At 60.4% G+C, this 11,893-nt stretch carries 12 protein-coding genes; 8 read left to right on the top strand and 4 right to left on the bottom strand.

The features are described from left to right. Window positions 1-2: 2 nt before the first annotated feature. Entirely contained in the window at window positions 3-455 is a 453-nt protein-coding gene (locus UB90_RS20185) for a cupin domain-containing protein (RefSeq protein WP_081285626.1), read from the top strand. Window positions 456-605: 150 nt separating this feature from the next. On the opposite strand, the gene UB90_RS20180 is transcribed toward UB90_RS20185, so the two are convergent. Beyond that, window positions 606-1,733, bottom strand: coding sequence for an anhydro-N-acetylmuramic acid kinase (locus UB90_RS20180; RefSeq protein WP_065326608.1), 1,128 nt, complete (start codon window positions 1,731-1,733; stop codon window positions 606-608). 142 nt (window positions 1,734-1,875) lie between these two features. On the opposite strand from UB90_RS20180, the gene tyrS reads away from it, so the two are divergent. From tyrS to UB90_RS20165, 3 genes are all read left to right on the top strand, one after another. Further along, complete coding sequence (gene tyrS, locus UB90_RS20175) at window positions 1,876-3,123, top strand: tyrosine--tRNA ligase (RefSeq protein WP_065326607.1); 1,248 nt, start codon at window positions 1,876-1,878, stop codon at window positions 3,121-3,123. A 292-nt stretch (window positions 3,124-3,415) separates the two neighbouring features. Continuing rightward, entirely contained in the window at window positions 3,416-4,339 is a 924-nt protein-coding gene (locus UB90_RS20170; RefSeq protein WP_065326606.1) for a GNAT family N-acetyltransferase, read from the top strand. 91 nt (window positions 4,340-4,430) lie between these two features. Next, complete coding sequence (locus UB90_RS20165; RefSeq protein ID WP_065326605.1) at window positions 4,431-5,186, top strand: SDR family NAD(P)-dependent oxidoreductase; 756 nt, start codon at window positions 4,431-4,433, stop codon at window positions 5,184-5,186. Between the two features lie 143 nt (window positions 5,187-5,329). Here UB90_RS20165 and UB90_RS20160 read toward each other — a convergent pair whose 3' ends face one another. From UB90_RS20160 to UB90_RS20150, 3 genes are all read right to left on the bottom strand, one after another. Next, complete coding sequence (locus UB90_RS20160; protein WP_065326604.1) at window positions 5,330-7,135, bottom strand: ABC-F family ATP-binding cassette domain-containing protein; 1,806 nt, start codon at window positions 7,133-7,135, stop codon at window positions 5,330-5,332. Window positions 7,136-7,197: 62 nt separating this feature from the next. Continuing rightward, window positions 7,198-7,974 (bottom strand): GNAT family N-acetyltransferase, encoded by a 777-nt coding sequence (locus UB90_RS20155; RefSeq protein ID WP_005623427.1) that lies wholly within the window; start codon window positions 7,972-7,974, stop codon window positions 7,198-7,200. A gap of 148 nt (window positions 7,975-8,122) precedes the next feature. Beyond that, the gene (locus UB90_RS20150; RefSeq protein WP_065326603.1) at window positions 8,123-8,590 is read right to left on the bottom strand and encodes an outer membrane protein assembly factor BamE; all 468 of its coding nucleotides are present in this window, start codon (window positions 8,588-8,590) and stop codon (window positions 8,123-8,125) included. Between the two features lie 86 nt (window positions 8,591-8,676). Here UB90_RS20150 and UB90_RS20145 point away from each other — a divergent pair, with 86 nt between their 5' ends. From UB90_RS20145 to UB90_RS20130, 4 genes are all read left to right on the top strand, one after another. After that, window positions 8,677-9,225: a YceD family protein gene (locus UB90_RS20145; RefSeq protein WP_065326602.1), complete on the top strand. Its 549-nt coding sequence runs from the start codon at window positions 8,677-8,679 to the stop codon at window positions 9,223-9,225. A gap of 288 nt (window positions 9,226-9,513) precedes the next feature. Beyond that, window positions 9,514-9,720 (top strand): 50S ribosomal protein L32, encoded by a 207-nt coding sequence (gene rpmF / locus UB90_RS20140; RefSeq protein ID WP_005623419.1) that lies wholly within the window; start codon window positions 9,514-9,516, stop codon window positions 9,718-9,720. A 41-nt stretch (window positions 9,721-9,761) separates the two neighbouring features. Next, window positions 9,762-10,889, top strand: coding sequence for a phosphate acyltransferase PlsX (plsX, locus tag UB90_RS20135; protein ID WP_005623416.1), 1,128 nt, complete (start codon window positions 9,762-9,764; stop codon window positions 10,887-10,889). A gap of 15 nt (window positions 10,890-10,904) precedes the next feature. After that, a complete protein-coding gene (locus UB90_RS20130) occupies window positions 10,905-11,876 on the top strand; it encodes a beta-ketoacyl-ACP synthase III (RefSeq protein WP_005623414.1) in 972 nt (323 codons plus the stop codon). Window positions 11,877-11,893 lie beyond the last annotated feature (17 nt).

The raw sequence follows: 11,893 nt of genomic DNA, 5'->3' as shown, positions 1-11,893 counted from the left end.
GCATGACGCAGGACATGAGCGCAGATGAGATTATCCAGATCCTTGGACTGGAACGCCACCCCGAGGGCGGCTGGTACCGCCAGACCTGGGTTGAGGACACCGGCGAAGACCCCCATCGTCCCTCATCTCGGCCCTGTGGCACCTGTATCTACTTCCTGCTTGGCGCGGGCGAGCGCAGCCACTGGCACCGGGTCGATGCCACGGAAATCTGGCTCTATCACGCAGGGGCGCCGCTCATCCTCTCCCTTTCAGAGACCGACCAAGGCCCGGCCAGCGATCACCTGCTGACCCCAAACCTGCGTGAGGGCCGCCCGCAGGTGATTGTTCCCAAAGATCACTGGCAAGCCGCACGCAGCACTGGCGCGTGGACATTGGTCAGCTGCACGGTGTCGCCGGGGTTTGAGTTTTCCGGCTTCACCCTCGCGCCGGAAGGCTTTGACATTCCACGCAACTAACCACGCCTGAGGTATTTCGCTTCGGGCAAAGCCCGAAGCGACCCGCGCCGCGCAGCCGTTCCGGCTGCGCGGCGCTCGGCCCAACGGGAGCGGGTGCATTTCATATGCGGCCCGCGACGGGCGGGAGCCTCCCCGTCCTTGAGAAACACATTAACTGGCGCGCGCAGTCCAACCCTCGGGCACCGTCACAATGCCGCCGCCGACACAGGCGCGCACGCCGGTTGTGCGGGGTGCAGAGGTTGCCATGCCCCGCGCCACCCGCACCGCCAGATAGGCAAAAGCCTGTGCCTCCAGCATATCGCCATCCAGCCCGACGGCCTCCACTGGTTCCACCGGGCAATCCAGCGACACGCTGAGCATTTCCATCAGCACCGGGTTATGCCGCCCCCCACCGGTGACCAGCACCTTTGCAGGGGCCACAGGGCAATGCTCCATCCCCTGCGCCACCGCAGCGGCGCACATGGCCGTAAGTGTAGCAGTGGCATCCGCATTGCTCAACTCGGTCACAAGACCAATCATTTCCGGAAAATCATTTCGGTCCAGAGACTTCGGCGGCATCCTTGAGAAATAGGGTTCTGCCAGAAACAGCTCCAGCGCGCCATTCTCGACCACACCTTCACTGGCCACCTTGCCGCCTTCATCCATCTGAAGGCCAAGACGCGCCTGCAGGAAATCATTGATCGGCGCATTGGCAGGCCCTGTGTCAAACGCCAGCAAGGCACCCGCATCCTCGGGGCGCTCCACCCGCGGATCAACATAGGTGAGATTGCCGACACCCCCGAGGTTCAGAAAACACAACGGCTCCGTTGCGCCAATGTAGCGTGCGCAGGCGTGGTGGAAGAACGGCGCCAGCGGTGCGCCCTCGCCGCCCATACTGACATCATCAGTGCGGAAATCCCAAACCACCGGTCGCTCCAGTGCCTCTGCCAGAATGCCACCGTCGCCCACCTGAAGCGTGCCCTGCAAACGCGGCGCATGTGCGACCGTCTGGCCGTGAAATCCGATCAGATCCACATCCAGATGATCCTTCATCACCTCGATATGCGCGGCCTCAACCACCCGTGCCGCAGCCGTTACCGCATCGCCACTCCATTGGCCGAGGGCCGCTCGCAGCGCCTCACGTTCCGCGCTTGAATAGGCGCGATAGCCCGTCTCGCCAAAGCCGAAAATCGCCTGTCCGTCGGTCTCCAGGACCGCAACATCCACCCCATCGAGCGATGTCCCGCTCATCGCCCCCAGCGCCCGCACCGGGCCTGACTTGGATATGGCTCTGCTCATCTCTGCACACTTCCTTGCAAAACCGGGCCGTACCGCCCGTTGGCAGACATATTACACCGCGCAATTTGTCCCGAAAACAGGTTCCAACCGGTTGCGATGCGATTTATACAGCCGCTTGCATATTCAAAAGCCGAGGCATGCTATGACCTACCATCCGAAATCGGACTTCATCGCCATCATGATGGAACGCGGGTTCCTGGCGGACTGCACCGATTATCAGGGTCTCGATGAGGCGCTGGTGAGCGGTACGCAGACGGCATACATCGGCTATGACGCCACAGCACAGTCGCTGCATGTGGGTCACCTTCTGAACATTATGATGCTGCGCTGGTTGCAAAAAACCGGTCATCGCCCGATCACCCTGATGGGCGGCGGCACCACCAAGGTCGGCGATCCTTCGTTCCGCTCGGACGAACGCCCTCTGTTGGGGCCCGAGCAGATCGACGCCAATATCGCCGGCATGCAGAAGGTATTTGCCAAATACCTCGACTACGGCGAGACTGGCGCGATGATGCTCAACAACGCCGAGTGGCTGGATGGGCTCAATTACCTTGAGTTCCTGCGCGACATCGGCCGGCATTTCTCGGTGAACCGGATGCTGTCCTTCGAGAGCGTGAAATCGCGCCTTGATCGCGAACAGTCGCTGTCCTTCCTCGAATTCAACTACATGATCCTGCAGGCTTATGACTTCCTTGAGCTAAACCGCCGCTACGGCTGCGTTCTGCAGATGGGCGGCTCGGACCAATGGGGCAATATCGTCAACGGGATCGACCTCACCCGCCGGGTGCTGGATCACGAGATTTTTGGCCTGACCTCGCCGCTTCTGACCACCTCGGACGGGCGCAAGATGGGCAAATCGCAAGGTGGCGCGATCTGGCTCAATGACGAAATGCTGAGCCCTTATGAGTTCTGGCAGTTCTGGCGCAACACCACGGACGCCGATGTGGGGCGGTTCCTGAAACTCTATACCGAGCTGCCGGTTGCGGAATGCGACCGTCTGGGCGCGCTTCAAGGGTCTGAGATCAACGAGGGCAAGATCATTCTTGCCAATGAGGTGACGTCGCTCCTGCACGGGGCCGAAGCCGCCAAAGCCGCAGAGGCCACCGCGCGCGAAGTGTTCGAGAAAGGCGGCGTGGGCGATGATCTTCCGACCCTGTCGCTCTCGGCTGCAGAGCTGGGCGAGGGTATGTCGATCGTGCAGATCATTGTAAAATCAGGTCTGGCCAAATCCGGCAAGGAAGCCAAGCGGCTGATCTCTGAGAATGGCGCAAGGCTCGATGATGCACCGCTTACGGATGCGGGTTTGATGATCGACGCGGCAGCGCTTGCGTCGCCGATCAAGCTCTCTGCGGGCAAAAAGCGCCACGCGCTGGTGCAGCTCGACGGCTGAGCGCCTAGCGCAGATCAAGAGCTGTCAGGAGGGGCGTTGCCCCTCTTGGCCTACGGCCAATTCACCCCAGGATATTTGGGGTTAGAAGAATGAGCCTTGCGATTTCGTGCTACAGGAAGGCGAAATCGATCAACGTCAGTATGATAAAGGTTGGAATTGACAGCGCCGTGGCGATCAACAGCGCCGCGCATTTTGTCATACGCGCGCCGGGGGCGGTTTTTCCGTAGATTTTAACGGTCCTTTTCATGGTTTCATTAACCATGAATTAGGTTTCAATCCTGTTAATGGCGTCATGTTTGATCTTGGCTCCGCAGCTGTCATGCCCCGCACCTTGAAGCGTACAGAAACCATCCGCGCACTCCCGCAATCGACCGAGTTTTCGCGTGCTCTGCAGATGTTGGGACAACGCCCGATGCGTCTGGACCGCATGCAGGATATGCTCGTATTGCGGCGGAAAGTTTGGGGCCTTCCGGTTGCGATGATCAATCGCGCAGAGCTTCACAAACCCGCACGCCTGCTGGAAATCCTGCAAGAAGAAGGGCTGCGGCGCACGCCTGTGATTTTATCGCCGGAACGCCCGGTACCCGAGCTTGCACGTCTTGGGGCGCTGCCCCTGATGACTCCGGCCAGTGTTGGCGTGGTTGATATCCACCCTGATCGTACTCTGCGACGCAGCGGGCTGGAGCAGAAATGGCGCAATCGGCTCTCACACGCGGAGACACAAGCTTTGCGCATCACCCGGCAGAACATGCCGATGGTCCCCGATCACTGGCTGCTGCGCGCCGATGCCGCGCAACAGAAACGGCGACGCTATCGCAGCTGGCCCACCGCCCTGACACTGGCCTATGGCGAGGCCAATCGCGGCGCGGCCAAACTGTTTGAGGCGCATGAGGGGCGCGAGACGGTTGCAGGCATTCTGGTGCTCACCCATGGCGATGGGGCAACCTATCATATCGCGCATAGTACGGATCGCGGGCGGGGTCTGTCGGCGCATAACCTATTGATTTGGAACGCGATGGAGTGGCTTGCCTCTAAGGGCATTCGCCAGCTCGATCTAGGCGTGATTAATACTGAGGATGCCAGCGGGCTTGCACGGTTCAAACTGGGGACTGGCGCGCGCCTAGAACGTCTGGGGGGAACATGGCTCTATTGGCCTCCGATGGGACGGCGTTTGGCGCCTCTGGCGTCGATCGATCTGAACCTGATGGGGGCCTGACTCTCGCCTCAGGGGGAATGACCGCACTAGACAGCTTCGGCCTGCCATGATTATTTGAACATGTGTTCATTTCATGGGAGGAGCGGGACAGATGAAACTCGCAACCACACGCGCCGTGGTCACTGGCGGCGCATCCGGTCTTGGGGAGGCCACCGCTCGCCATTTCCGCAACGCAGGTGCTGAGGTGACCATTCTGGACCGGGACGTTGATCGTGGTCAGAAAATCGCTGAAAGCATCGGTGCGCATTTTGCTGAAACCGATGTGACCAGCGAAGACAGTGTTGAAGCTGCAATCGCGCTGGCGGTGGAGAAAATGGGCGGCTTGAGCGCGGCCGTAAACTGCGCCGGCATCGCTCACGCGATCAAGACAGTTGGCCGTGACGGCCCGCATCCCCTTGGTGCGTTTCAGAAAACCGTCGATATCAATCTGGTGGGGAGTTTTAACGTTTCGCGTCTGGCGGCGGCAGAGATTGCAAAAAACAGCCCCGAAGCAGATGGCGCGCGAGGCGTCATCATCAACACCGCTTCGATCGCCGCTTTTGATGGTCAGAAGGGCCAAGCGGCCTATGCGGCGTCCAAGGGTGGTATCGTGGGCATGACCCTGCCCATGGCACGAGATCTCGCTTCTTCAGGGATTCGGGTGATGGCGATTGCGCCGGGAATTTTCATGACGCCGATGCTAGCGGGCCTGCCCGAAGAGGCACAAGCCCAGCTTGCCGCCGATGTGCCAAACCCTGCCCGGCTGGGGCAGCCGGAGGAATACGCGCGCCTGGCCGGGTTCATCGTCGAAATGGGCTATCTGAATGGCGAGGTGATCCGCCTCGACGGCGCGCTGCGGATGCGTTGACTCCCAGGTGTCAACGGCGGGAGCCCTCCCGCCCGTCCTCACCGCCCCCAAAGGGACGGATCGATCCCATTGGGCCGAGCGCCGCGCACCCCGCAGGGGCGCGCGGCGCTGGTCGCTTCGGGCAAAGCCCGAAGCGAAACACCTCATCCGGCGGCTTTTTCTTCCAAGAGTAGCCATTCCTCTTCGGATGCGGCCAGTTTTTCCTGTCGCTCCACAAGCGCCTCAGTGGCTTTCTTGAACTTCACCGGTTCGCGCGTGAACAGCTCTGGATCTGCCATCAGCTCTTCGAGCTTGGCGATCTCCTTTTCCAGCCGGTCAATCTCGTCGGGCAACGCCTCAAGCCGGTGCTTTTCCTTGAAACTGAGCGCCTCTTTTGGCGATTCGGCTTTTGGCTTCGGCTTAGAGGCTTTTGTTTTTTCGACCTTTTCGGGTCCCTCAACCGGCGCGCGCTGTGCGAGATAATCGCTCCATCCGCCCGCATAGGCCGTGGCCTGCCCCTGACCTTCCATCGCCACCGTCGTGGTCGCCACACGATCCAGAAAATCGCGATCGTGGCTGACCAGCAGCACGGTGCCGTCATAGGCGTCCAGAAGCTCCTGCAGCAGATCCAGCGTCTCCACGTCTAGATCGTTGGTCGGCTCGTCCAGCACCAGCATATTCGACGAGCGCGCCATCAGTTTGGCCAACAACAGCCGGGCCTTTTCACCGCCCGAAAGCGAGCGCACCGGCGCGCGGGCTTGGCGCTCGTCAAAGAGGAACTCCTTCAGATAGCCGACCACATGTTTGGGCTGCCCGCGCACCATCACCTGATCCGCCTTGCCGGAGATCCCCATCAACGGGTCGGCGGTGAGGTTCTCCCACAGGCTCGAATCACCATCGAGCTGATCGCGAGTCTGGTCGAACACGGCGATTTCCAGATTGGTGCCCAGTTTGACCGTGCCCCCATCCGGGGTTTCCTGCCCCAAGAGCATCTTCAACAGCGTCGTCTTGCCCACCCCGTTGGGGCCGACAAAGGCCACACGCTCGCCGCGCTGCACAGTTAGGGAGAACCGGTTGAGGATCTGCTTGTCGCCAAAGCTTTTGGCGATGCCCTCGGCCTCGATCACCTTACGGCCGGATTTTGGCCCCGCCTCCAGTTCCATCGCCGCCGCGCCCTGCCGCTTGATCTGGCTGGCGCGTTCGGATTTCAGATCCTGCAAAGCGCGCACCCGGCCCATGTTGCGTTTGCGCCGGGCCGAGATCCCCTCAACCGCCCAGCGGCTCTCGGATTTGATCAGCCGGTTGAGCTTGTGGCGCTGCATGTCCTCGTCTTCCCATACCTTGTCGCGCCACGCTTCAAAATGCTCAAACCCCTTGTCCTGACGGCGTACCTGACCACGGTCCACCCAGAGCGTGGCACGGGTGAGTGCGCGCAGGAACGCCCGGTCGTGCGAAATCAGCACAAAGGCGGCGCGCGTCGAGGCCAGCTCGCTCTCCAGCCAAGAAATCGCTTCAATATCAAGGTGGTTGGTCGGCTCATCCAAGAGCATTAGCTCGGGCGCTTCGGCCATAAGCTTGGCCAGCGCAGCACGGCGGCGCTCGCCACCAGAGGCAGTCTCCACCGGACGGGCGGGATCGAACTTCAGCCCCTCTCCCGCGCGTTCCACCTTATAAAGCTCGCCGGGTTCCAGCTCTGAGGCGGCAAAATCCCCAAGCGTCGCAAACCCCTCCATTTTGGGGTCCTGCTCCATATAGCCCACGGAATTGCCGGGCGGGATCACGATGGAGCCGGCATCCGCCTCCACAAGACCGGCCATGACTTTCATCAGGGTCGATTTACCCGATCCATTGCGCCCCACAAGCGCCACCCGGTCACCGGGCTGCACCACGAGGTCGAGGTCGGAAAACACCGGATCGCCACCAAAGGTCAGCGAAATCCCGGACATCTGCAAAAGAGGAATACGTGCCATAGGAGCGGAGCTAAACCGCGCCGCTGCCTTCGTCAACGTGTCATGAGATGCAGAAGGTGCGCCTAGCCCGCAACAGCACGCAGCAGGCGCTTGCGGGCGGGGGGGATGGCACCGATTTCAAGGCCGGTGAACACATGCAGCGTGTTCATATGCCGGTCGACCACCGCGTGATCGCTGACCCAACCGCCCATCATCAGATAGGTGCGCAGCAAGGGCGGCATCCGCAGCATCGCCTTTTTGGCGTCCGGTTTGCGGCGCAGCCGCGCGGCAAAGCGGAACACATCGGGTGCCTTAACACGGGGCAGCCAGCGTTTGGGGGCCAGATGGCGATGTTTCAGCATCGCAAAGGCATCCAGATAGTCTTCGGTCTCGGTCCCGGCAAACGACGAACAGCCAAACAGCATCTGGATGTTCTCACGATCCACAAAGGTGGTCATCGCCCCCCATGCAACGCGCAAAATGTCCGGGTCATTCCAGCCCTGATGGATGCAGAACCGGCCCATTTCCACCATGCGACCCTCAAAATCCTGCAACCCCGAGAGATCGTAATACTGTGCGGAATAAGTGCGCGCGACCTCTGCGCCGCCCTCCAGAACCAGCATGCGGAAACAGCACACCAATGCCCCGTTGCGCGTATCTTCGACCAGAACATGGGCGCAAGTGTCGTCAAACCCGTCGCGATCAATCTCTGCAGTGCGAAAACACAAGGTCCGCAAAGCCTGAACCGCAGTGACATCCGCAGGCGTTGCCGCAAGCCGGGCCTGATAGCGCCCTTTCGTCAGCAAAATTTCGGCATCGGAGAACGTGTCGGGGGATTGGGACCGGGAGGACATGGCCATGGTCTGCTCGCGTCTGCTTGTTCATTAGCTTGCGCCGCCCCAAGAGGCGACGGGTGCTTTGCATTGCTATCACAAAACATGTGAAGTCCGGGTGACGAATTCATCCCCCGGACCAAATTTAACTGCTGCCATGCGATATCGCAGGGCCTTATTGCAGGAAGCTACCCGGATTAAAGTTGCCGAGGTTGCCAATCAGCTGACGCAGGAAGGTCTTGTCTTCGAGGCTCGAGTCGGTGACCCGGCGCTCCAGCGGGATGACCCGACCGTCTGCCAATGTGTAGCGCTGAACGCTGTCGACAACGCCGCGCCCGTCAAAGGTGATCGCGACCAGATCGCGCGAGACCACCTCAGGCTGCTTGGCGCCAAAGCGTTTGATGCGCGAGGTCACGTAGTAATAACCGCTGTCATCCACGAGCGAGTCGATGGTCGGCTCTCCGATGGTCTCGGAAACCGAATCGCGGGTATCGACACCGACCACAACTTCGTTCAAGAGTTCCGGCCCCGGAATCCAGCCATGCTTGCGATATTGGGCGGTACAGGCGGTCACCACCACCAACGCGCCGACGAGAAGCGCACTCCGCATCGCGGATTTTACGGTCTTCGGACTTGCAATCATGCGCTTCCCCTGTCGTTCGGGTTGATAAAGACTGAAGTCCCGATTACCTAACTCGAGCTAATGGTTCAAGAAATGAAAGTACACTCGTGAGTTCGACCCCACCTGAAACTGCCGCCCTGCGGGTTGCCGATCTGCCGCAGAACCGCCCCACGCGGTTCACACTGACGCCAGAGGCCAAAGCGCTGACGGATATTGCCAGTGAGCTGGGCGTTGACGCGTTGCGCAAGTTGCGTTTCGAAGGCGAGATCAAGGCCCGCGGCAAACGCGACTGGGTTCTAAAGGCCAAACTCGGCTTTACCGTAACACAGCCCTGTGTCGTCACGCTGGAGCCGGTAACAACCCGGATCGACACCGACGTGCAACGCCTCTTCCTCGCGGAGCTCGACATCCCCGACGAGGCCGAAGTCGAGATGGGCGAAGATGATAACATCGACGAACTTGGTGACGTCATCTCTCCTTATGATGTGATGCTGGAAAGCGTTGCGCTCAATCTGCCGCAGTATCCGCGCAAGGATGGCGCGGAACTTGGTCAGCATGTGCATGCTGAACCGGGCACGCAGCCGATGACGGATGAGGACACCCGCCCCTTCGCAGGGCTTGCAGATTTGCTCAAACCCGGCGACAAGGACTCCTGAGACAAAAGGCTCAATCGGGCACAGGCGACCGTGGCTTCGGTGAAAGGCGGAAATTTCCACCCTTCTGATGTTGGCACTGGCGCTCAAGACCGCTGAGCTCTAAGAAATCGCTTGCGCAAACGAAGATTCGCAGTATTTTCGCGCGCTCATCGGAATTTTTGGTTGGACATCGGAGAGACTGCGGCCTACACGCACGTCACACCGGACGTCACACCGATTGACACGGAAACATGAAACGCGCCTGAAGGCTCTGCTGCTTGATGGCCCTAGTTAGACAAAGGTTGAGACATGGCTGTCCAACAGAACAAAGTATCCAAATCGCGCCGCAACAACCGCCGCGCGCACGATGCTCTGGTTGCTGCAAACCCGAACGAATGCTCCAACTGCGGTGAACTGCGTCGTCCTCACCACGTGTGCCCCTCCTGCGGCCACTATGACGACAAAGAGATCGTAGCTCAGGCCGACGAGATCGACCTGGACGAAGACGCGGCCTGAGTCGAAACGGGATCACGAATGCCAGGCAGGCACGCAGTCGTATGACGGGTAACACCGCTCCATCGCAGGCAGATGCCCGCCGCACCGTGATTTCGGTGGACGCCATGGGTGGCGATGCCGGCCCGGCCGTAGTGGTCGCGGGCATCGCCAAATCCGCGAGCAAGAATCCCGACATCGGGTTTCTGCTCCATGGCCCTGTCGAACAGCTTGAACCCCTTGTGGCCCGCAGGAAAACCCTGAAGGGCCGCGTGGAGATTCGTGACGCACGCGATGTGGTCACGATGGAAGACAAGCCAAGTCAGGTCATGCGCAATGGCAAGGGCACCTCAATGTGGTCTGCCCTCGAATCCGTGCGCTCTGGCGAGGCGGATGGCGTGGTATCCTGTGGCAATACTGGCGCGCTGATGGCGCTGTCGATGCTACGGCTGCGCAAACTTCCGGGCGTTAACCGCCCGGCGATTGCGATTCTCTGGCCCTCGCGCAATCCGCAGGGCTTTAACGTCATGCTCGACGTGGGCGCCGATGTGCGCGCCGATGCAGAGGATCTGCTGCAATACGCCCTGATGGGCACCTCCTATATCCGCAACTCGATGGATCTCCCCTGCCCACGTGTGGGGCTGTTGAACGTCGGCACCGAAGAGCACAAAGGCCGCGCAGAGCTGAAAGAAGCCTATGCGCTGATCTCTCAGAACGCGGAGAAGGCTAATTTCGAGTTTGTGGGCTTTGTCGAGGGCAGCGACATTCCCGGCGATATCGCCGATGTGATCGTGACCGACGGCTTTACCGGCAATGTCGCGATCAAAACCGGCGAAGGCACCGCCAGCCTGTTGCGTTCGGCGATGCGCGAAGCCTTTGAATATTCGATTCTATCGCGCCTTGCGGCGCTGTTGGCCTATACCTCGCTGTCGCGCCTCTCCAAGCGGATCGACCCACGCCGGGTGAACGGTGGCGTTTTCCTTGGCCTCAATGGCACTGTTGTGAAATCACATGGTGGTGCCGATGCGACCGGTGTTTCGGCCGCGGTGAAACTGGCGTTTCTCCTTGCAGAACAAGGATTTGCGGAAAAGCTTGCAGCCCGGGTTGCATCCGCCGTAGAGCTTGCCCAAGATGACGCAACGTCCGCAGACGCGGGCGGTCCCGGCGATTCTGAGACCGGGAGTTTGAATTAGAAGGCAGGCAAACGAATGACGCGACGCGCAGTTGTGATTGGCGCAGGGCACTACCTCCCCGAACGCATTGTTGAAAACGCGGAATTCGAGGCCACGCTGGAGACCTCAGACGAGTGGATTCGCTCCCGCTCTGGTATTGAACGCCGCCATTTTGCCGCCGAAGGTGAAACCACCTCGCAAATGGCGACCCGTGCAGCCGAGGCTGCGCTGAAATCCGCCGGTCGCACCGCAGAAGATGTGGACGCCATCGTGCTGGCCACCTCAACCGCCGATCTGACCTTCCCCTCTGCCGCGACTATGGTCCAGTCGCAACTGGGCATGACCAAGGGCTTTGCCTTTGATGTGCAGGCGGTTTGCGCGGGTTTTGTCTATGCGCTGTCCAATGCCAATGCGCTGATTGCCTCCGGTCAGGCCGACCGGGTGCTGGTTATCGGTGCCGAGACGTTTTCGCGCATTATGGACTGGAGCGACCGCTCAACCTGCGTGCTTTTTGGCGATGGCGCTGGCGCGCTCCTCCTGGAGGCGCAAGAGGGCGCAGGCACCCCAGAGGATCGCGGTATCCTTGCCACGGATCTGAATTCTGACGGTCGTTACAAGGACTTGCTCTATGTGGATGGGGGTGTGTCCACCCAATCCACCGGCCATCTGCGCATGCAGGGCAATCAAGTATTCCGCCACGCGGTGGAAAAACTGGCCTCAACTGCAACCACCGCGCTGGAACGCGCCGGGGCCAGCACCGACGACGTGGACTGGATTGTCCCGCATCAGGCAAATATTCGTATTATTCAAGGCACTGCAAAGAAAATGGGCTTGCCCATGGACAAGGTGGTCGTGACCGTTCAGGATCACGGGAACACCTCAGCTGCTTCCATTCCACTGGCTTTGTCCGTCGGCGTTGAGCGTGGCCAGATCAAACCGGGTAATCTCATCGTGACCGAAGCCATTGGCGGCGGTCTGGCGTGGGGTGCTGTGGTTTTGCGGTGGTAATGCGAGGGAAACCGCGT

The sequence above is a fragment of the Tritonibacter mobilis genome (assembly GCF_001681715.1).
GTDB lineage: Bacteria > Pseudomonadota > Alphaproteobacteria > Rhodobacterales > Rhodobacteraceae > Epibacterium > Epibacterium mobile.
The sequence above is the reverse complement of the archived record's forward strand: the minus strand, read 5'-3'. Positions and strand labels throughout refer to the sequence as shown.

Bases quoted from the DNA above. Each gene is read 5' to 3' on its own strand.
- plsX (WP_005623416.1), top strand. From the start codon at position 9,762: ATGACGGGTAACACCGCTCCATCGCAGGCAGATGCCCGCCGCACCGTG.
- UB90_RS20130 (WP_005623414.1), top strand. From the start codon at position 10,905: ATGACGCGACGCGCAGTTGTGATTGGCGCAGGGCACTACCTCCCCGAA.
- rpmF (WP_005623419.1), top strand. From the start codon at position 9,514: ATGGCTGTCCAACAGAACAAAGTATCCAAATCGCGCCGCAACAACCGC.
- UB90_RS20160 (WP_065326604.1), bottom strand. From the start codon at position 7,135: ATGGCACGTATTCCTCTTTTGCAGATGTCCGGGATTTCGCTGACCTTT.
- UB90_RS20165 (WP_065326605.1), top strand. From the start codon at position 4,431: ATGAAACTCGCAACCACACGCGCCGTGGTCACTGGCGGCGCATCCGGT.
- UB90_RS20170 (WP_065326606.1), top strand. From the start codon at position 3,416: ATGTTTGATCTTGGCTCCGCAGCTGTCATGCCCCGCACCTTGAAGCGT.
- UB90_RS20185 (WP_081285626.1), top strand. From the start codon at position 3: ATGACGCAGGACATGAGCGCAGATGAGATTATCCAGATCCTTGGACTG.
- UB90_RS20150 (WP_065326603.1), bottom strand. From the start codon at position 8,590: ATGATTGCAAGTCCGAAGACCGTAAAATCCGCGATGCGGAGTGCGCTT.
- UB90_RS20180 (WP_065326608.1), bottom strand. From the start codon at position 1,733: ATGAGCAGAGCCATATCCAAGTCAGGCCCGGTGCGGGCGCTGGGGGCG.
- UB90_RS20155 (WP_005623427.1), bottom strand. From the start codon at position 7,974: ATGGCCATGTCCTCCCGGTCCCAATCCCCCGACACGTTCTCCGATGCC.
- tyrS (WP_065326607.1), top strand. From the start codon at position 1,876: ATGACCTACCATCCGAAATCGGACTTCATCGCCATCATGATGGAACGC.